General features: G+C 52.4%; 16 protein-coding genes. 8 read left to right on the top strand and 8 right to left on the bottom strand.

Annotated elements, in window-relative coordinates:
- Window positions 1-6: 6 nt before the first annotated feature.
- The 4 genes from eboE to ACO0LL_RS10265 are packed head-to-tail and all read left to right on the top strand — an operon-like array spanning window position 7 to window position 3560.
- Window positions 7-1227, top strand: a complete 1221-nt coding sequence (gene eboE / locus ACO0LL_RS10250) for a metabolite traffic protein EboE (RefSeq protein WP_422950763.1) — start codon at window positions 7-9, stop codon at window positions 1225-1227.
- Complete coding sequence (locus ACO0LL_RS10255; protein ID WP_422950764.1) at window positions 1224-2171, top strand: UbiA family prenyltransferase; 948 nt, start codon at window positions 1224-1226, stop codon at window positions 2169-2171. Before eboE ends, ACO0LL_RS10255 begins: the two co-directional genes overlap by 4 nt.
- Window positions 2172-2194: 23 nt before the next feature.
- A complete protein-coding gene (locus tag ACO0LL_RS10260) occupies window positions 2195-3094 on the top strand; it encodes an EboA domain-containing protein (protein WP_422950765.1) in 900 nt (299 codons plus the stop codon).
- A gap of 31 nt (window positions 3095-3125) precedes the next feature.
- Window positions 3126-3560: a GAF domain-containing protein gene (locus tag ACO0LL_RS10265; protein ID WP_422950766.1), complete on the top strand. Its 435-nt coding sequence runs from the start codon at window positions 3126-3128 to the stop codon at window positions 3558-3560.
- Here the strand turns inward: ACO0LL_RS10265 and ACO0LL_RS10270 are convergent.
- Window positions 3557-4642, bottom strand: a complete 1086-nt coding sequence (locus ACO0LL_RS10270; protein WP_422950767.1) for a hypothetical protein — start codon at window positions 4640-4642, stop codon at window positions 3557-3559. The two genes, ACO0LL_RS10265 and ACO0LL_RS10270, sit on opposite strands and share 4 nt — an antisense overlap.
- A 134-nt stretch (window positions 4643-4776) precedes the next feature.
- Window positions 4777-5400: a class I SAM-dependent methyltransferase gene (locus ACO0LL_RS10275; RefSeq protein ID WP_422950768.1), complete on the bottom strand. Its 624-nt coding sequence runs from the start codon at window positions 5398-5400 to the stop codon at window positions 4777-4779.
- 220 nt (window positions 5401-5620) lie between these two features.
- On the opposite strand from ACO0LL_RS10275, the gene ACO0LL_RS10280 reads away from it, so the two are divergent.
- The 3 genes from ACO0LL_RS10280 (at window position 5621) to ACO0LL_RS10290 (ending at window position 8018) form a co-directional block, all read left to right on the top strand.
- A complete protein-coding gene (locus tag ACO0LL_RS10280; protein ID WP_232063093.1) occupies window positions 5621-6073 on the top strand; it encodes a DUF1843 domain-containing protein in 453 nt (150 codons plus the stop codon).
- 56 nt (window positions 6074-6129) lie between these two features.
- Entirely contained in the window at window positions 6130-7599 is a 1470-nt protein-coding gene (locus ACO0LL_RS10285) for a GDL motif peptide-associated radical SAM/SPASM maturase (RefSeq protein ID WP_422950769.1), read from the top strand.
- A 119-nt stretch (window positions 7600-7718) separates the two neighbouring features.
- Window positions 7719-8018 (top strand): DUF1843 domain-containing protein, encoded by a 300-nt coding sequence (locus tag ACO0LL_RS10290; protein ID WP_422950770.1) that lies wholly within the window; start codon window positions 7719-7721, stop codon window positions 8016-8018.
- A 135-nt stretch (window positions 8019-8153) separates the two neighbouring features.
- Here ACO0LL_RS10290 and ACO0LL_RS10295 read toward each other — a convergent pair whose 3' ends face one another.
- From ACO0LL_RS10295 to ACO0LL_RS10315, 5 genes are all read right to left on the bottom strand, one after another.
- The gene (locus ACO0LL_RS10295; protein ID WP_422950771.1) at window positions 8154-9503 is read right to left on the bottom strand and encodes a lanthionine synthetase LanC family protein; all 1350 of its coding nucleotides are present in this window, start codon (window positions 9501-9503) and stop codon (window positions 8154-8156) included.
- Entirely contained in the window at window positions 9500-10522 is a 1023-nt protein-coding gene (locus tag ACO0LL_RS10300) for a T3SS effector HopA1 family protein (RefSeq protein WP_422950772.1), read from the bottom strand. The genes ACO0LL_RS10295 and ACO0LL_RS10300 overlap by 4 nt, the downstream gene beginning before the upstream one ends.
- The gene (locus ACO0LL_RS10305) at window positions 10519-11628 is read right to left on the bottom strand and encodes an aminoglycoside phosphotransferase family protein (RefSeq protein ID WP_422950773.1); all 1110 of its coding nucleotides are present in this window, start codon (window positions 11626-11628) and stop codon (window positions 10519-10521) included. Before ACO0LL_RS10305 ends, ACO0LL_RS10300 begins: the two co-directional genes overlap by 4 nt.
- A 189-nt stretch (window positions 11629-11817) precedes the next feature.
- Window positions 11818-12948, bottom strand: coding sequence for a hypothetical protein (locus ACO0LL_RS10310; protein WP_422950774.1), 1131 nt, complete (start codon window positions 12946-12948; stop codon window positions 11818-11820).
- A gap of 238 nt (window positions 12949-13186) precedes the next feature.
- Complete coding sequence (locus ACO0LL_RS10315) at window positions 13187-13645, bottom strand: hypothetical protein (RefSeq protein ID WP_422950775.1); 459 nt, start codon at window positions 13643-13645, stop codon at window positions 13187-13189.
- Between the two features lie 652 nt (window positions 13646-14297).
- On the opposite strand from ACO0LL_RS10315, the gene ACO0LL_RS10320 reads away from it, so the two are divergent.
- Entirely contained in the window at window positions 14298-16331 is a 2034-nt protein-coding gene (locus tag ACO0LL_RS10320; RefSeq protein ID WP_422950776.1) for an ATP-binding protein, read from the top strand.
- 16 nt (window positions 16332-16347) lie between these two features.
- Here ACO0LL_RS10320 and ACO0LL_RS10325 read toward each other — a convergent pair whose 3' ends face one another.
- Window positions 16348-21060: a hypothetical protein gene (locus ACO0LL_RS10325; RefSeq protein WP_422950777.1), complete on the bottom strand. Its 4713-nt coding sequence runs from the start codon at window positions 21058-21060 to the stop codon at window positions 16348-16350.
- Between the last annotated feature and the right edge of the window lie 131 nt (window positions 21061-21191).

Raw genomic sequence — 21191 nt, forward strand, 5'->3', positions numbered from 1 at the left:
ACTGATATGTTGATATCCCTGCCACCGCAAAACGTGCACCTGACTTACTGCACGAATATCCATGCGGGTGAAAGCTGGGAAGAAATCAGCGCCAGTCTTGATGAAACCATACCCATACTCAGGAAAAAACTGGAGCTGCTTGAAGACAAGCCCTTCGGCATAGGCTTGCGCCTGTCGGCGATTGCCGCTGACAGTCTGGCGCAGCCTGCAGTCTTGCAGCAATTCAAGGTGCAACTACAAAACCTGGGTGCCTATGTATTCACCATCAATGCCTTTCCGTACGGGCCTTTTCACACTGTCAGAGTCAAGGAGCAAGTCTATCTGCCAGACTGGCGCGATGCTGAACGTTTGCGCTACACCAGGCAATGCGCCACGATTTTGAGCCAGCTCTTGCCTGATGATATGGAAGGCAGTATTTCCACCGTCCCCGGTGCCTACAAATCTGAAACGCAGACTGCAGATGCACAACAGCAGATTGTTGAGCAGCTCATACAGGCAGTTGCCATGCTGGCCCAGATCGAACAAAAGACAGAAAAATGCATAGCCTTGGCACTGGAACCAGAGCCCTGCTGTTTTCTGGAAACCATGAGCGAGACCACGGCTTTTTTCTGTGGCCAGCTATGGGCAAAAGACAGCATTAGCAAGCTGGCTGCATTGCTCGCCTGCACAGAAGCGCAGGCTGAGCGCCTGATGCGCCGTCATCTGGGTGTGTGCTATGACGTCTGCCATGCTGCTGTCGAATTTGAAGACCCCGTCCATGCCATGCAGACCCTGACCGCGCTCGGCATACGCATACCCAAGATACAGTTATCTTGCGCCTTGCGCATTCCTGTCATGCATGCAAATTTGTTGAGTGAATTGCGGCGTTTTGATGATGGTGTTTATCTGCATCAGGTCGTGATCCAGAATCAAGATGAGTTGCAGCGTTATACCGACCTGCCTGCTGCGCTCGCCTCATACCAGGCTGGCCATGCAGACGGTGAATGGCGTGTACATTGCCATGTGCCTATCTTCTGGGATAGTGAGCAACAGCAAGCTTCAACACTGGGATCAACCCGTGCAGATTTGCTGGCGACTTTGCGGGCTTTGCGCAAGCAAGGTTTTTCGGGGCATCTGGAAGTCGAGACTTATACCTGGGATGTCTTGCCTGCGCATTTGAAGACTGAATCCAAGGCCCACGCTATTGCGCGCGAGCTCAGTTTTATCATGAAAGAACTGCTGACATGAATACTTTAGTCATGAATAACAGCCGCATGAGTATTTATCTGCGGCTGGGCCGGGTATCCAACCTGCCTACGGTATGGACCAATGTGCTGGCGGGTGCCATCGTTGCTGGCAGCATTACTGGTCGTCCTTTATCCCTCATGCATATGCTGCTGGTCATGCTGGCGATATCGGCTTTTTATTGTGCGGGCATGTACTTGAATGATGCCTTTGACCGTGAAATTGATGCCCGCGAAAGACCGGGGCGACCGATTCCTTCTGGCCAGATCAGCGCGAGGGCTGTGTTTGCCATAGGCTTTGTCCTGCAAGTAGCGGGCATTGCCATACTTAGCTATTACGGCAACTGGGCTATCGTCTGTGGCTGTGCACTGGCCGCGACCATCCTGCTGTACAACGTCTGGCACAAGGGTAATCCACTGAGCCCGCTGATCATGGGCCTGTGTCGCGCCCTGGTGTATTTTGTTGCCGCTGCCAGTGTCATGATGGTAGAGCTTAATACTACAAACGAGCAGCCTCCGACCAGCACTGTATTGCTCAATACCACGGTAGTGCTGGCAGCACTGGCTATCTGGGCGCATGTGGTGGGTCTGACCTATGCTGCAAAACAAGAGAGCTTGAACCGTCTTGGCAGCCTGTGGCCCTTACTGATACTGGCCTTGCCCGTGCTTTTGTATGGCAGCCGTTCTGTCACCAGTTGGGCCGATGGCGGGCTGGCCTTGCTGATGCTGCTGGCTCTGATCGTTGCAGACGTCATCGCTGTGCGTCTGTTGATTACCCGCCATATTGCAGGTTCGGTACCAAAGGCCGTGGCGCAATTGATTGCTGCAACATCCTTGCTGGATGCACTGGTGATTGCCATCGCCGGTGGTGGTGTTGCGGCCGTCGCGTTTTGCCTTTGCGCCTTTGTCCTGACCAGGGTTTTGCAGCGTGTCATTCCCGGAACCTGATCCATCATTTGAAGGCGGCAATCATGAGACATCCATCTTTAGAAGAAATGCAGGCACTGACGCCAACTGCTGCAGCATTGTCACAACTCGATATCTGGATAGCCGCACGCAGCACGCCAGAAGCCTTGCTATGGTTCCGCCTGCAATGCCAGCAAATCAGCACTGCGAAACAGGAGCGTGATGTGTATCGCGCCATGGGCATGGCTTCGCGCAAACTTGGCAAACAGGATTTGAATTTGACTGTAGAGGAACTGGCCGCAGCGCACGCATTGCGCCCTGGTTTTGACCCCTCGGCCTGGAGCGTCGATATCGCAGCCAGGGTGGCTTTCCTGCTCGCCAGCTATGCCGGAGATGAAGCGCAATTCGCTAGGCAGCTCGACAGCATCGCTGACAGTGCAGAGATCAATGAGCTGATCGCTTTGTATTCCGGCTTTCCCTTGTATCCCGCAGCGGTGGCGATAGAACACCGCGCCCGCGAAGCGATACGCTCCAGCATGCGTCCCATTTTTGAAGCGATGGCGCACCGTAACCCTTACCCCATGCTGTCGTTTGATGAGGCAGCGTGGAACCAGATGGTCGTCAAATGTTTTTTTCTCGACAGCCCGCTATGGCCAATACAAGGGCTGGAGCAAAGGAATAATCCTGCCCTCGCTGCTATCCTGATTGATCTCGCCCATGAACGCTGGGCAGCGGGGCGGGCCATCAGTCCCGAATTATGGCGCTGCGTGACACCACAACTGGCATTGCTTGGCGAACCAGAATTATTGCGCACACTTGAACAAGGCAGCATGGCAGAAAAGCTGGCGATCGCCAAAAGTCTGCCTGCCCATGACAGCAAGATTCGCACACTGTGCCAACAACAGAATCTGATCACCGCAGCAAAAGACCAGAGCTGGCAAGAGCTGCTGCAAGACTCACACTGATAGCAATACTCATAAACTGAGGAGAATGAATATGTTTGAAAAAAACACAGAGCATCAGCAATGGCTGGAAGACAGCATCGCCAATCTCGATGCTGCCGCAGGCACTATCCATGTACAGCGCGGTGAAGATTTATACCTGAGTGCCGCCTTGCGCATACCTGAACCTGTGCTCGCCATCGTTGCCCATGTCAGTCATGGCAAGGGCATGGCAGGTGCGGCACAACTAAGCAAGACACCTGTGCAAACCTGCAATCTGCAAGACGATAAAAGCGGCAATATACGACCCGGTGCCAAGGCAGTTGGCGCGCAGGCGGCAATCGCGATTCCCCTGCTCAGCAAAGCGGGCGATGTCATGGCCGTGGTTGGTTTCGCCTGGCAAAAAGAAGGTGACCCGGCAGAGTGGGTGGCACAGGCCCCTTTCCCTGCCAAGCTGGCTGAGCTGACTGCGCGTTTACAGGCGATCTAGTTTTCGGGCAATATCAGTTTGCGTACATAGCCTTCGAGGGCCTCGGTTTCTCCATCCGCGTTGGCGATGGGGCGGCCGGGCAGACCCATGCCTTCGCTGATGAAGACCGTATTGCCTGCCACGCATAAATTCGACGGCGTATCCAGATGTCTGGCAAGGCAGGTTACCGTGCGCTTGTCCAGATCAAAGCGAAGCAAGCGACCAGAATAACGCTTGAAGCCACCATGCCATGCGGTTTGTGGTACTTCATTTGCAGGCATGGGTTCTAAAAAATCCTCGCATAATTCCAGCACCAGCAATTGCCCCTGTTCAGTGTATGCCATGCCGGTGGCCAGCGTCAGGCCTGCTATGACTGTGCTGACTTCACCCGTAGCAAGATCGAGCCAGACGATCTGGCTGACGCCTTTTTCAAAGTTGATGCCCATTTTGTCGGCATCGTCTTGCAACTCGCCAGAGAACAGGGAAATCAATACCGGCTGATCGCCACTATCCACTTTTGAATGTTGATCAAGGATAATCGTCACAGGTACGGCGTGTTGACCACCCGATAAATCTGCCAGCACACCGACCACCGCTTCTGGCTGGCCATCAATGAATTCTATCGCCTGATTGGTATCTGGCTTGACCGTGAGCCAGCTTCGTCTTTGTGGGTGATAACAAAGCGCATTTAAATTGCCACTGCTATGTATCAGTGGCTGAGGCGGCAAGCTAGTCAAATCAAGAATACGTGAACCAGCAACATAATCTGTCTGGCTCAACAACCAGCGACCATCGCCGTACGCGATATCGGCAAGTCCGAATATTTCATCCCGGCACATGCGTGCCTGCATATTCATGGAGCGAAAACCATCAGCAAGTACCTCGTACCTTGCATACCCGCCATCAGCATTTTGTTTGAATTGCAGTAGTCGCCCGGAGAACGGTTGTGCAGCATCACCACTGCCTGCTTCCACCAGCAACAGGCTGCCATCTTGTTTGAGTTTGATGCCGCGTGGATTATTCAGGCCGCGCAAGACAATGCTGGATGCGCATCGCTGCTGCATCATGAGTTGCGGCAGAACGATGGGTAGCGGGTTTGCCATGGAATGAGCCTGAAAATGAGCCTGAAAATGAGCCTGAAAATGAGCCTAAATGAGTTCAATGCAGGTCAGTGTTTCACAAAAGGCAATTATGGTCAATATGATATGTGTGCTTACACCTTTGTATTTTTGTCGCTTTATGATGTGGCACGTCTGAACGCCAGCCGCGTCCATGTCACCCCGCTTTGCTGGTTGAGTTTTTGTATTGACGCTGCCTCTACATGCAAAATGGGTTCCAGGTTTTGCAGCGCGGCCAGTTCTATGGTCTCTGCCGCGCTGACATCAAACATCCGTCGCCCGGCAGGGACAGGGCCGTGGCGTAGCGATAAGATCATCGTTGCTGATGCATTCATCAAGTTTGCCAGCCTGGGCATGGCGCGCTGTCGTTGAAGTTCGTCCAGGTGCATCCAAACGGCACTGAGTATGATGAGGTCGAAAGTCTCATTCCTGGCACTGAGTAAGGACAAGTCTGGCAGGCTGTCATCCAGCCAGGTGATCAGAGTTGAGTCATGCAGCGCAATGCCCGGCAGGCGTAATTCACTGACCGGTTCTACGGCGACAACACGATGCCCCATTGCTGCAAAGGCCGCTGCATCACTGCCTATGCCAGAACCAATATCAAGTACACGGCCAGGTGTTACCGGCAGCAGGTGCAAGACGGCAGCGTGATGTTCTTTGAAGGAAATTTCCTGCCATTGCTGCACCAGGTAATCCGCCATCTCTGCATAGCCTTCGGTACCGCTGACTTTATTCGCATTCATGTTCTGGTTTGGTGTTTGGCAGGGTTGCTAAGTGTAAAGCATCGGCTTTGATGATTTCTTTATCTGTTTAATTTAATTAAAAAAAGAATAATGACATTGACTTTTAGATAATTGAAAATATACTAAGTAAGCTTGCCATATTGATAGCAGGCAGGTTTCCAGAATTTCATAGATACCCACCCCAGTTTCATAACCCGTACTCACTTAAAGGAGTAATTTTATGACTACCAGTAAAGAATCTTATGGCGGTTTCATCCCCCTGTATGCAGTCGCAATGAGCGATGCAATTGCCAGTGGCGACGCAGCAAAAATGAGCGCAGCGCGTGATGCCGCTTTCAGTCACCTGGCGGCTGCCGCCGATGTGGCCCGTCTGTTGCCTGAACTGGAAAGCGCGATCAAAAGCAAGGGCGGTATTATCCGTCCCCTGTATGCCGTTACCATACAAGACGCCGTCGCCCGTGGCGATCAGGTTGAAATCGCCCGCATCAAATCTGAACTTGCCTCCTATGGCAATCTGCTCGGTGGTGTCAGCAACTCTGCCGCCGCTTTTCACCCTGTCACACCTTATGGCGTCGCGATACAGGATGCGCAGGCGCGCGGTGATCAGGCCGAAGTTGATCGCCTGAAAGAACTCGCTCAAAGCCTGCTGGCACAACTCAACGCCAGCAAATAAGTACAGCCGCATGATCCCGGATGCCAGCTTGCTGGCATTTGCCACCGGAGCCAAGTATGGAACAAACTCAGGTATCTCAATCTTCTCAAGCATCCCAACCCGCCAGGGCGCGTACGCTGTCCGACCTCAACGGCCATACGCCTGTGCATGTGGTGTGGGAAATTACCCTTGCCTGCAATCTCAAATGCAGCCACTGCGGTTCTCGCGCAGGCAAGCGCAGGGTAGGTGAACTCTCCACCGAAGAAGCCTTCTCCGTGATCGATCAACTGGCCGCTCTGGGCACGCGTGAAATCACCCTCATAGGTGGCGAAGCCTTCTTGCGTAAGGACTGGCTGCAAATGGTGGAACGTATCGCTGGCCACGGCATACGCGTAGGCATGCAAACCGGCGCCCGCAATCTCAATACCGCCAGGCTGGAAGCTGGCAAGCAGGCAGGTTTGTTTGGCATAGGCGTGTCCATTGATGGCATGAAGGATTATCACGACAGGGTGCGCGGTGTCGTAGGTTCCTGGAATGATGCTCTGCGTGCCATGGAAACTGCCAAATCCCTGGGCCTGGGTGTCAGCTGTAATACCCAGATCGGTGCAGAAACCATAGACCAACTGGAACCGCTGTTCAACCGCATCATCGAAGCAGGTGCCACTCACTGGCAATTGCAGATCACTGTTGCCATGGGCAATGCGGTAGAAAATGACCACCTGTTGCTGCAGCCACACCGCGTGCTGGAACTCATGCCACTGTTGAACCGGCTTTATCATGAAGGCCAGCAACGTGGCCTGTTGCTGACCTTTGGCAACAACCTCGGTTACTTCGGCCCCTTCGAGCATCACTGGCGTGGCCTCGGTGATGAAACCCTGCACTGGACAGGTTGCGCTGCTGGCCAGAATGTCATCGGTCTTGAGGCGGACGGCACGATAAAGGGGTGCCCATCTCTGGCAACAGAAACCTATGGTGGTGGCAATGTCCGTGACACTGCCGTGGCAGAGTTGTGGAACACGTCTGAGGCCCTGCACTTTGGCCGCATGCGCAATATCGATTCACTGTGGGGCCATTGCCGCACTTGCTACTACGCCGATGTTTGCCGTGGTGGCTGCACCTGGACTTCAGATTCCCTGTTCGGCAAGCCCGGCAATAATCCCTATTGCCACTACCGTGCACTGAAGCTGGAAAAACGTGGCATACATGAAAAAATTCGCAAGGTGGCACCAGCGCCTGACAAGCCTTTTGCCATAGGCCGGTTTGAACTGTATGAAGAAGCAATTCCCGGCAGGCAAATTCTACCCGAGGAACCTGCGCCAGCACCACGCGTGGCAGAACGCACCAGCAGCAATCCCTTGCCTGAACTGGGATTGTGCCGCAGCTGTCATGAATACATCTGGCAGGATGAAACCGAGTGCCCGCACTGCCATGCCGATGTCGCTGCCGCCGCACAAAAATATGCCATTGAAGAAGCCAGACGGCAAGCCGTCATGACAGAACTCAAGAGCGTACTCGATCGCCTGCATGTGCTGACCAGCACAGTGTGACGATCAAAGCCCGGCCTCCAAATTTTTTGGGGTTTGCCGGGGGAAATTTTGTATTGATAAATATTTTCCTTAATCCGCCTGGCTTTATATTGATGCCAGGATTTCTCGAAGGAGTAGATATGGTTTCCCCAACACACGCAGCACCCTTGGCCGCCTTGTATGCCGTCCCCATGCATGAAGCCATCGCCAGTGGCGATGTCAAAAAAATGTCCACCGTCCGCGATCAGGCACTGGACTATCTGGCAGCCGCATCAGAAATAGAACGCCTCTTGCCGTCGCTGGAAACAGCCATGAAAGCCAAGGGCTTGCCGCCGCAAGCCTTGTATGGTGTGGCGATACAAGATGCAGTGACACGTGGTGATCAGGCTGAAATCGCGCGTTTGAAAGCGCAAGTGGCTTACTACAATCGCTTGTTTTAATAGTTTGTAGGTTGGGTTGAACTTGTAGGTTGGGCTGCGGTTTACCAGCCCAACACTCGGCGTTTAAATAAGGTATACGTATGTTGAGGCCAAGTGTTGGGCTGATGAAGCGTAGCCCAACCTACAAAATTTCAATCAACTCCCCGCCTTATCCGGCGGTGTCACAATCAACACCGAAGGCACAGCTTCAGGCTTATACAGACGCAAATAAAAGTGCCCTATCCCCGCCGTCCCCAGCATCAGGTTAGGTGTCTCACCCGTACCCGCCACGCCGCAGGGCCAGGGCATGTCGGACTGGCCGTAATGCTGCCAGCCTTCCTGACCGATTTTTTCTGCGATCTGGGTCAGGTCAGGGCGTTTCAGATATTGCCCGGCCATGATCATCAATTCAGCATTGCCGCAGGCACCATGGCATAACGAAAAATTACCTATGCCATGCACCCAGGCGGGCATCAGTGAACTCGCGGTGGTTTGTATGGCCGCGTTCAATTCCTGCATGAGCATGGCATCATCCGGCATCAGGGCGACATTGCGCAGGCGCGATAAACCTATGCCTGGCGCGCCATGGCACCAGGCCATGTTATACACCGGCGGTGCATCTGTCTGGCTGGCATCCATGATGCGCAAGTCTGGCCAGTTATTATGCTGGGCGCTGAACAGGCTGCGTTCATAACGCAGGCCTTCGTTGGCACCGTCCAGATAGCGTTTTTCTCCTGTGGCTCGATACAGTTCCAGCAAGGCGGTGACGATGCCTGCCACGCCATGCGAATGCCCGGTCAGGTGTTTTTGTCCGGGCACATGCATGGTTTCCCATGACCAGCCAGCGTCGCTTTTGCTGGCGTGCTCAAGCAAATAATCACCATGGCTTTGCGCCATGGTGATGAAGTCGGGGCGCTGGTGTTCGAGGCCGAGTTTCAACATCGCCGGTATGGCACCGGCACTGCCACCGATGACATCGATGAACATCGCATCCGGCACCTGCTCTTTGAGGCTGGCCATTTCACGCAGACCACGGGCGATCAGGGTTTCATTTTTCAATAATGTACCGATACGTACCAGCACATAGGCAAAGCCGCTGCTGCCTGCGTAAAAACCGCTACGGGCTGGCCCTTGCATCTTGTCAGACAGCGACAATGCCTGGTTCAATGCGCCTTCGAGTATGCGTTTTTGTTGTTTGTCGCCGCTGAACTGATGCAGTTCAGCGAGGAATAGGGCAATACCACTGGTACCACCATACAGGTCACCGGCAAAAGAGCGGTAAGCTGGTACCCAGTTTTGATTCACGGCTTCCATGGACCAGCCCAGCCAGTTGCAGCGCGCCCCATCCCAGACCGCATCGCGGCATAAATTGCGACCTATGCGATCGGCAACGTCGAGATAAACTTCTTTGTAAGGATTGATGACTGCATTGATGGGTGCAGTCATAGGTGCATTCATAGGCGCAGTTACAGGCGTAGTCATAGGTACATTGATAGGTGCATTCATAACAGCAAGCCTCCGTTAAATACGGGTGTTTCAAACAGGTTGACTGAATTGCGGTTCAGGTAAGGGGTGCGCATGTCTATGCCACTTGCTGCAAAGCGTTTTTGCACGGCATCTGCACGTGCGTTCACGCTTTGTGAGCCTGCCAGCCAGGCATCGACCATGCCTTCTGCCACCAGCCTGCACCTGTGCATGCCAAAGCTCTCACCGGTACCGGGTTCTTCTGCCACACCTATGCCGCTCATCAGGGTTTTACAGAACATTGGTGTGGCTACACGCAGCTTGCTGCCCAGGCTGGCATGCAAATCCTGCATCAGCGCTGCGACCATGGCGTAGTGGCGCTTGGCGATATATAGCACAGCGGCATCAGCGCGGCGATAGGCGCTGGCATCAACCAGGGTTTTATAACGGAAGGGCAGGGCATAACGGTTCAACTGCGCAGTAAGACCGTAGAGTAATTCTGCTGCGGCATGCGCTGGTACATTGAAGTAAAAACGTATCAGTTCATAATCGTCAAACTGGTCAGACAGGTTGCTGCCAAACGCATAGTAAAACCCCTGCTGCATATCGGCAGTGCCGGGATACACACGCAAGTTCACCAGCTCACCGGCCTGCGCTGGCATGCCCGGCCATTTGTTGGCCGCATATTCGCCCGCCATTGCGGTGCGGCTGCGTTCACCTTTTTGTATCATGACGCGGCCATCGGGACTTTGCTGATAAATTTTCCAGCCGGGGTCCCAGCGGTCTGAGGTCTGGTTGGCCTGGCTCAAATTTGCTACCAGGTTTTGTGATGGCAGCGCAGCTTCGCCCGCAGCGTCACGCACATAGTACATGCCATACAGGCTGTTATTGATGGCGGTGATCAATGCCTGGGCAGGGCTGGTTTGTGCACCTGTGGATGTAACCGGGATGGGGGTATTGCTGCCCAGTGCATAGCTCTGCTGATTGTGGATTTGCAAGGCAGCATAGATGCCATTTAATTCTTCGCGCATGGATGCATTGTTTGTAGATGCGTCACTCATGATGACAACTCCCCGCTAAACCCGTACAGGGCAGATGCTGCCTGCCGTGAATCGCGCAAAATATTCTGGCTTACCTGTAATAAGGTCGCCGCATGATTGGTCATGACGGGCGAGTAATACAGGGATTCAAACGCAGTCTGCACCATGCGTGCAGCACCATATTCTATGCAGCGCAGCAGGTAAGGATAGACTTGCGATTTATCGATGCCTGCTGTCTGTACATAGCTGCGCCAGAAAGCGTGGATGGACGGGTACATACCCTCCAGCGGAAAGACAGCCTTATCGACAAAGCTGGCAGGGTCAAATTCCTGATACAGCGGCATGGAATATATCCACGAAGTCAGATAGGCTTGCAGCACTGCCCCTATATCCCAACTGGCATCGCCATAATCAACCAGTTCCCAGTCGATGATGCGGAAAGTCATCTCGCCATTGGGGCCAGGATAGACTACGCAGTTATCCCACTTCATGTCACCGTGAATAATGCTGTCATAGCGCCAGCCTTGTGCCAGCCGTGCCAGGTTTTGCTGCAGGTCAGGGTATTGCCTGATCAGTGCGCCCAATTGCTGCACGCCACCACTAAGGGTGGAGCCAGCCTGCACACTGTTCAGATGAAAACTTAAAATCCAGGGCGCCATGCGTGGGAAATTGCTGAGGTCTTCTGTCCGCAACGACTTGCCGCGCAAGGTCTGGTGATAACTCCCCAGTGCAGCACCGAGCAACTTGCCTATCTCGGCTGGGAATGTTTTTTTGCGGGCATGAAATTCCGTCAGATTTTCACCGCCGGGTAACAAGCTGATGGTCAGGCAATGACGGCCAGCATCATGATCGACAAAGCCGGGCATCAGCCTTGCCAATGCTTCGTAACCATTTTTTTGCGCCATGCGGTAGCAGGCGGCTTCGCGCTGCATGGTCGAGATTGCCATGGGTTCGACTTCCTTGATCTGCTTGACGAACAAGCCTGAACCATCGCGCCGTATGATCTTGTAATTGCGGTTGCGGCGGCCTGCCTCTACCACCATGAAATCGCCATCGACAACCACGCATGGTGGAACCGTGCCTCGCGCCAGCAGATAGTGGGCCATATTGGATGCGGTCAAAAACATTCCTGATTACTCCTGGTATTACGGCAGCCTTACGCTTGCCAGTATGCCGAAACCCCGGGTGCAAATTGCACCCGGGGTTTACTAAGAATGAGTCAACCCGCGGTCGGGATAGTATCCCGACCGTTTTTACCAGGGCTGATCAAACTGCTCTGTACTGCTTTAGTTCCCTTGCACCTTGTTGTTTCCTGTTTAGCAAAAACCAGGGGCAGTGATGTTGCCGCAAATTGGCATGTTATTCGTAGGAATAACAGGCCCTACCGTCATTGGCAGGCAAGTGTTGCCACAAACTTGCATATGGTTGGTTGGATGTACCGGACCCACGGTCATGGGCAGGCAAGTGCAACCGAGCAGATGCGTAGGCGCTACCGTTTGTGTGCAAACCGTGGCAGCAGTGTGGCAAACAGCGGCAGCAACGGTTGGGCAATGTGGTGGTGCCGACAGTGGTGGCTGGCAACCATGCCACGCGGTATGGCCGCAAAATTGTGGTGCGGCTGTGCAATGCTGTACGCCGGTTGGTCCAACCTGCTGTTGCGCTTCCAGTGTGTGTGGAGGGCAAACGAAGCAATGCGTCGCATTCGTTGGATTCATTGCCTGTGCTTGCTGAGGTGCAGCCTGCTGTGCCTCAACGGTAAATGGTGGGCAAATGAAGCAATGGGTATTGGCAGTAGGGTTTGTGGTGGGGTGGAAAGGGAAATGCGCCTGTTGTGCATGTTGCGCCTGTTGTGGCGGGCAAGCCTGCAATGCCGTATTGCCGCAAACCTGAGGTGCAGCGGTGCAATGTTGTACACCGGTTGGGCCGATGGGCGGGCAAGGCTGCCACGCTGTGTTGCCGCAAAATTGCGGGGCAGCTGTGCAATGCTGTACGCCAGTTGGGCCGACATTGGCTTGTGCTGCAAATTGCTGGGCAGGTGCTGCTGCTCCTGCAAAGTTTTGTGCCTGCGCTGGTGCGGCCAGGCCGCCACCTACGCCACCATGGAGTACCGGTGTTTGATTTTGTAGTACCGGTGTGTGGGTTTGGAATATGGTCGGATCGAAGGTCGTAGTGATAGGCAAGCGTGTATTAGCCTGACATTGTATGCCGCATTGAGGTTGATTATGGGTGAAGTGGCATATCGCAGGGCTGGTGACATGCTGGCAAATTGGGCCAGCAAGAGTCTGCGGGAAGCACTGTGGCGGTTGCGTCACATGGCAGATGACAGGCGAGGTGTTTGGCAGGCATTGTGGTGGTTGTGTCAGATGATGACATGCGGCCGGAATAGTCACAGGCAGGCATTGAGGAATCAATGTGTTGATGTGACAAATCGGTAATTGAGTAGTCATGGCAAAACTCTCCTAAGAGTGGTACTGCATTTCATGAACAAAAAAGAAAACCAGGGAAAAACAAAGCAACAAACTAATGGCAGCAATGCATGCCTCTGATAAAAAAAACAGGGCAGTGACATGCGCCATTCTTCACACATTCGCATGAGAAAAAGGCCAGTCAGGCAAGGGCCCTTCACATCACGAATATTCCAATTCGGGTATTTCGGTCTGAATTCTTGTCGGAATTTCTGTCAGATTATTTCGGGGTGTCAGGGCAACCTGGCCATGCAGTGTTGCCGCATTGCGCCGGGGCCTGCGTGCAGTTCAATACGCCGGTAGGGCCGCCAGCCACCGCTGCCTGGGCTGCTGCATTGGCGGCGGATGCTGCGGATGCAGCTTGGGCACTTTGTATGGGCCCGTTGAAAAAACTGAGCTTGGTGTCAGCCACGCTCTTGCCTTTGCGTATGAGTTCGGCGTCGGCCTTGATCCATACATAGGCGGTTTCCAGTGGATTATTGCTGCTGGCAGATGCCGCTGCCGTGTGCAAGATTGCCTCGCTGGGGATTTCATAATATTCATTCAGGACTGCATTCAGGTACAGCCGGGTATAGCCTTCCAGTGCAGAATTACCCACAAAGCCGTTGAGCAAGACCACATCAGGAATATTCGCCGGATCAGCAGCCAATACTTCTACAAAATACTTGTCTTTCGCCATCACAATTCTCCATTCGGTTGGCACTGAAACACTATCGGACTTAGGGCTTTGCTGATACCCGATTACTGTTCCAGAAAATTTTGGACAACAATATTCAACAAACAGAAGCCGGGCCCCTGCCTTGCAGCTACAACACGCATCACCGTTACAGCCAGATGACACGTTCAAAATCCCTGATGTGATGCAAATCCATACATGCAAAAAAAGACGGCGACAACAATCCACCCCGAGCCGTTTGGAAACGGGCTCAAACACTCAAAAATCACAAAAAGGGAGAGATTGCAGGCGAGGAAATTAATTACATATGCTTATTACTTTATTTGCATGTCAATCATTCAAGGTTAATTTATTATTAATATTTGTCAAGGTCGAAATACGTAACAATTTATTACTATCTTGTCTCAAGGGAAATTTAATACTGAGGTAAGTGACAGGTAATTGGCAGGTAATTGAGCAGCGAATCTGCTTGTCTTGAATGGTGAAGCCAGCAGTCGCCATGGAAGATATATAGTTGCATCGCAAGGCTGCTGATTCATTCGCCTATTTATGACAGACAACTTACAATGATGCAGTCCTGGAACTCAGTCACTGTGATGCGGCGTGTTCCAGTGAACTGGCCTGCAGGGCAGATATCCTTTCCCGTTGATCTTGAGTGAATACCTTAATGCCAGTGAAGCGCACCTCCATCAAGTTAGCCATGTATGTGTTTATTGCGCTGGTATGCACGGTCCTGACTGGCAATAGCATCTGGCAAATGTGGAAAACCCATGAGATGGCCGTGCGTGCCGGTGATGTGGCCGCCGGCAATCTGGCGCAGGCCATGGCCCAGCATTCCGGTGATACGCTCAAGGCGGTGGATGCTGCCATCATTTCTGTCCTGGACAGGCTGGAGCAGGATGCCGGCTATCTGCATCAGCGTGACAAACTGACGCTGACCCTGAAGCGCGAGATGGATAACCTGCCGCAGTTAAAACTCATGACGGTGATCAACGCTGATGGCAAGGTCATGGCATCAAGCAATGCCGGTTTTACCCTGGCCAGTGAACTCGAACACGATAATCTTGCGTATCACCAAACACATGCAGACGCTGGCTGGTATATCAGCAAATCCGCCAAAGTGGTACAGGATGGCAGCTGGGTTTTCCTGATGTCGCATCGCCTCAATCAAAAGAATGGTGAATACGGCGGCATGGTGCTGGCACATATTGATGTTGATTTCCTGCTCAAATATTTCAACAGCATCAACCTCGGTAAAAAAGGTTCTATCGCCATGCTGACAGATGATGGCACACTGATCCTGCGCAGGCCCATGATAGTCGGTGCGCTGGGAAAAAAATACATTAACAGCCCCATTTTCCGCGAGCAGATTGCTGTCAATAAATTCGGCACATTTTCTACAACTTCCAAGCTGGATCGTGTAGAACGGATAGTCGGTTATAGCCGTCTTGAACAATTCCCCCTGATAGCGGTGGCTGCTCTGTCCAGGGAAGAAGTGCTGGAAGCCTGGCGCTCCAGTGCCATAGTGCAAGGCATAGGCAATGGCGTGCTGATCATCATCCTGCTGATCTTTGGTGCTGTCATCGTCAGACAATTTGAAAAACAGTTGCAAGCGGCTGCAAAGCTGTCCCAGTTGTCTGCCATCATAGACAGTTCGGAAGACGCTATCATCGGCGAATCTCTGGATGGCATCATCACCAGCTGGAATGAGGGAGCAGAGAAATTGTTTGGCTACCAGGCCGCAGAAGTGCTGGACCGTTCTTCCAGGCTGCTGTATGCAGATAATGACGTGATCGCCAGTTCAGCACATCTGGGTAGCATCATCAAGGGAGAGCGGGTCAGCCATTTTGAAGTGACAGGGCTGCGCAAGAACGGTGAAAAAATCCAGCTCTCTGTTGCCATGTCACCAGTACATGATGGTGAACAAAACGTCATAGGTGCTTCCACGATTGCGCGTGATATTACCCAGCGCAAGCAAGTAGATAATATGAAGGCGGCCTTCATTTCTACGGTCAGCCATGAATTGCGTACTCCCATCACGTCGATCCGGGGTGCGCTGGGCTTGCTGGAATCTGGCACGCTGATGGAGCTCACTCCCAAGGCCTTGCAACTGGTGCGCATAGCCCATAACAACAGCAAGCGCCTGACTGGCCTGGTCAACGATATCCTCGACATGGAAAAAATCAGCTCTGGTCACATGCGTTTTGAAATTCAGCGTGTCGATCTGACCACCCTGGCCTTGCAGGCGATAGAAGCAAATACCGGCTATGCACAGGAGCGCCAGACTTCTTTTGCATTGACCGAATATCCAAGGTCGGCCTGGGTCATGGGCGACTCTGAGCGCATCATGCAGGTGTTTGCCAATCTCTTGTCCAATGCGGCCAAATATTCACCTGAGCATGTACAGGTAGAAATCCGCCTCAAGCTTGAGGATGAGGTTTTCAGGATAGAGGTTGAAGACCGTGGTGCAGGCATTCCTGACGAATTCCGCCCGCGTATTTTTGGCAAATTCGCCCAGGCAGAAGAGCATGGCGAAAAAAACCTGGGTGGCGCGGGCCTGGGTTTGAACATCACCAAGAACCTTGTGGAAACCATGGGCGGCAGCATAGGTTTTGAATCACAAGCTGGTGTCCGCACCGTGTTCTGGTTTACCTTACCCGCTGCCGCACAGCGCGGCAGTGATTTGTAAGCAGCTCAGCTTTTCCTTAAATCTTGCGTGACAAGCCATTCGGGTTTGCCAGCCTGTCAGATATCTGCGTCAGCCTGGAACTGGGCAAGGCTGGAATGTCGAGCAAATCCGCTTTGCTTTGCTGGGTGGCAGCAGATGCCATGGTCACCGCTTCATAATGCGCCCCTTTTTGTATGATGACCACATCATTGTTTCCGGTGCGGTTGGTGGGCAATACGACAGGCTTGCCGTTTTCATCCGGCTGGACGATCAGCACATTCATGTCGGCATTAAATTTCTTGTTGATAAAATTCACCAGCGACTTGAATGGTGCATCATCTGAATACAGCATTTTGCTACCTACTTCAGGATATTTATTCTGTACTGCGGTACGCAACTTGCCCGCCATTTCTGTATGCTGCGAACCATAATCTTTCGTGGCGTGCTGTAACAGGGAAATGATCAGGCAATTCAGGCCATCGCCATTGTTGGGTACGATGCCTATGTTCCTTGCTTTCATCCAGCTCTCTACTTTTGGCATCAGCTTCGCCATGCGCTCTGTTTCTTCAGCGATTGCCTGCGCGGCCCTGCCGTCGGATGATGAGCCTGCCTGAGTCCTGAGCGTAGGTAAAATACTCCCTTGTACCAGTTTGTTGGTCTCATTCCCCTGAGCACCAAAAGCAGTTCCTTGTATCTCTATAATTTTCTTCGCCGCCGTTGATGCGCCTTTTGCATCGAAAGGAGATTTGACAGCTTCGCTACTGCTTTTTTCAGTCTTGGCAGGCTGTGTGCCATTGATAAAACTTTTCTGCAGGCTGGATATGTTTTTGCCTGCTTCATTGGAATTGAACGTAGCTGGTGGTGGCGTGGATGTGTCCGCTGTTTTCTCCTGCGCTGCAGCTTTGCCCAGGGCAGATCGTTTGGCTATTTCCTTGAAGGCTTCAACCCTGACACGGTCAGTGAGCGTCATGTTTTTGGAGATGATCTCAAGCTCATTGGGTTTGAGTTCGCGCAGGGTCTTTCTTTCTGGCCGCATGACATCGGCCATTCCAGATTTTAATTGTCCAAACAGGCTTTTCTTGTTGTCGAGATTCCTGATGCTATCGGCCACATCTTTTGCTATCTCTGCCTTGGGGGTTTTGATACTGAATCCGTCATTGCGGTGTTCGCCATGGATCATCGCCGCGCTGTTGACTTGTTTGGTGACGTCAATGATGTTGACGAAATGATCGAAAACCTGGCGGCCCTTCGGGCTTTCAAAATAAGCCAGGCGCTGCTCGACAGAAGACAGTTTGCCTATCACTGCTTTTTCTTTTTCCCAGTCTATGCTATCGGGCAACTGCATATTGCGTATCTGGCTCAGCAAAGTATCCGGTGCTTTTGCGAATGGGTCGCTATCGTCCTTTGTTGAGCCGGGTGCAAAATGGGCCACTTCGTTTGCCATGCTTGCGGCACGTTTATACGGTTCTTGCTCAAAATACCAAAAGAATTCATTTGGCATGGGCATGGTTGAAATATCAAATCCAGCCCTGGAGATGGCTTGATATTCATAGTGCTTGTCGATCAATTTGATGAACAGATCAGGGTTACCCAAATACTGACCCTTCATTTGCGGATTGGCAGCAAACATCTCAGACAGTGAAGCATTATTTTTCTTGCCCAAATCCAGCATTTCTTTCATGGCAGAAGAGCGCATCATCAGATAGCTGAGGTCAGGGCCAATAATTTCACTGACAACCGAGGTCGTCGAATCTTTATTGCTGAGTGACAGAGATGTGACCCCGGCTTTTGTCACTACCAACGGAACGGAAACACTCATGCCGCTATCCGTATTGGCCATGGCACGGATATGCTGCATTTCAAACCGCGCTTTCGAGCCTACCCCTGGCATCCGGTGCAATTTCAACTCGATTGTGGCGCCAGCTCCCTGGTCTGCCACCACCCCTTGTATGCTGCGCAATTGCTGGCAAACTTCTTCCGTCATCGAGCGCAACTCGCGGGCAGACGTACCGGGATAGAATTTTTCCATCACCAGCAGCAAACCTTCTTCTGCCAGCTTGCCGGTAATGGGCTGGCCAGCATTTGCACTGATCGACAGCAGCATGAATTGCCCCAGCCGCCCCGAGTTGATCTGCGAAGAAGCATTTTGTACTTTTGTTTCTACAGACACAGACATATTCCCTACCTGAGTCGAAAAACTGGGGTTATGTTGTCCGTCTTCTTTAATCTGCCCGGTCTGCGCTGGCAGGGTATCGGTTATATTGAAATTCGAGCCGCCAGAACCCGACAATTTTGCCGAGTAATCCTGCCTTTGCCAGAGTGCCCGTTCTTTCAACAGCATGTGTTCTGATAATGTTTCCCGCTTGATGGGCAGCAAGGTCGTATCCATGAGCTCACGTATCTTTGCGTACTCTTTATCCGCAGCCCTGATCGCGGCAATTTTTTGTTCCCTGATTGCCGGATATGTCGATGGATGGGCTGCCTCTTCCCTGGCGATTTCCCGTTTGAGCAAACTCAGGTGTGTACCTGCAGAAGCCAGCGCTAGTGAAATACCATCATAGCTTTCGGCCACGAATTTCTCTGGGTCTTTCAATGCGGCTTGCAAGCCTTGCTGGTTTTTACCCTGCCAGATTTCGGCATTGATCGCCTGGTAAGCATGCTCCCTCTTTGCCTGGAAATCATTTCTCAATTCAGGCGGCAGATAACGGTCTGGTTTGGCCAACACCAGATTGGCATTCTCCAGATAATTACTATAGATATGATGCAGCTCAGCAAAAGCGGAAGTCAGCCCGGATAATTTATTGACATCAGGCGCATTGATACTGCTCTTGAATTGCGCAGGAATCTGGCCATTGTTCCCGTAAAAATGCTGGGCTTCTGTCGCCAGTTTATTGTTGACATCGCTTGCACCGGGAGCACCTTGTTCCATGACCGTACGCAATGAATGATACAAATACAGGCGAGGATTATTCAGTTTCTCCACCCGTTGATGCACTTCCATGGTCTGTGCCATATCGTGCAAATGCACAGGGTCAAGCAGGCGATGTGCTGGCTCGGCGGTTTTGATATGCATGGCCAGATTTTTGACTGTCAGCTCTCCTGCCGCCTTGCCACCAACCGCTGCCCAGCTGCCTTCATTGTGTTTCTTGCCAATTTCGGCGGCGACAGTTCCCGTTAAACTATTGATCGCCGGTCTGAAAGTTTTATTGTTGGCATAGCCGACCGAATCAGGGATGGACGCATTGATGGGCGAGCGCAATTTGCTGGCAGCATCTGTACCCTGGTCTTTATATGCCAGTTGTGCAGCGCTGGGATAGGCAGCAGCAAATAAGTCAGTGATCTTTTTTTGCCCCAGCATGCCGTCAGCCGCACTGGCAATATGCATCAGTTTTGAAGTGTTATAACCTTTGGCCAGTTTGGCGTCGTTCAGATAAGTGGGCTCAGTCGCATCACTTTCATAACGCCTGCCGATGACGAATTTGGCAATCTTGTTGTAGGTTTCCTTTGCCTTTGCGAGTGCTTCTGCGCCTTGCCCAGCCGACCTCTGGCTCAGCAATTGGTTCGCATGCATGTTTGCGATCAACTTCGCCATCTCGGCAGTCGTCGCTGTTTCAAAAAATGTCGTGCCAAATTCAGCTTTGACTTTGCCACTGGCTTCATATCCCCAGCCGTGTACCTTGTCACCAAAGCCGCCTTTTATTTGCCCGCCCAGCATTTCCCAATAATTGTGATCTCCATCTTCATCCACGCTAAGGACATTGGTCTTTTGCAGGCTGCCGCCCAGGCTACCGACGCCAAAGAAAGAATGTTTGGCACCTATGCTTTTTGATACAACCAGGCTGGCACCGGGCCGGGCTTTATCTATGCCTGGTGCCACGCTCTCCATATTCTTTGCTTCAGCTGCGGCGTATTTGTCCAAAATTGCGGGCGCTGCGGCAGTCAGGTGTATGCGTTTTAATTCTGTGAGCAGGGCACCCATGCAGCTATACGTCAATGCCAGTTCAGGTTCAGGTGTAAACAACGGGCGTTTGAACATGGAGGTGGCGAGATTGCGTGCCAGTTTTCTTGAGTCAGTGGCGGCTTGTGAAAAACTTTGCCGGATTTTTAGACCGAGTTCATCTTCAGGCAAGGCATTTTTGCTGGTGGCCAGGGCCAGCACGGTATGTAATTCTCCAACGATCTTTGCTCTTCTTTTTTCACGTAAATCCAGCGGGCTCGCTGGTACCGGTGGTAATTCCTGTATCAGGGCGCGCACTGTCCTGGCCAGATTTTCACGGTTGATCGCACCCGTTACCGGGTCAATCACTGGTCCTGTCGCAGCCTGGGGTTTTTGCGTGCCTGCAACCGCAGTTTCATCCTTGCTGTTCAGGCGAGAAAGCAACTGGCTCTGCATGGAGTTGTTAACACTGCTGCGCAGCGAGGCCGGCGGTGAACTGACAGACCTGGGGGCAGGTGTGCCAAGGCTGACGCGCTCTTCCTTCATGCGGCGCTTGAGCAAGTCCTGGATGGATTCTGTACTGCGCGGTCTTATTTTTTCTGATGCTGCAGTTTTCAGCGGGCTGCCCGTGGTTTGCGTCTTCAGATAGCTATTCCAGGATTCAGTCAATGAGCCTTTGGGCAAGTTCAGTTGCAATTCTGGCGCCCCCGATTTTTTTAAATCGTTCTGCAACTGTACATACAGATAATGATTGCGCTGCGAATAGGTCGTGCTGTCTGCTGCGTCCCTGCCGCCTGCGTGTGAAACGTTCATGCTCAACGCATCAGAGGACGATGGAGTGGGTGAGGAAGGAGTTTCGTTTGCGTCAAAACTCTTGAGGGAATAACTGTCAGCTTTGATATTGCTTATCATCTCGCACGCCCGCTAGTAATGAATTATTAACG

This window comes from Undibacterium sp. TC4M20W (genome assembly GCF_049340245.1).
In the GTDB taxonomy this organism is placed as follows: domain Bacteria; phylum Pseudomonadota; class Gammaproteobacteria; order Burkholderiales; family Burkholderiaceae_D; genus Undibacterium.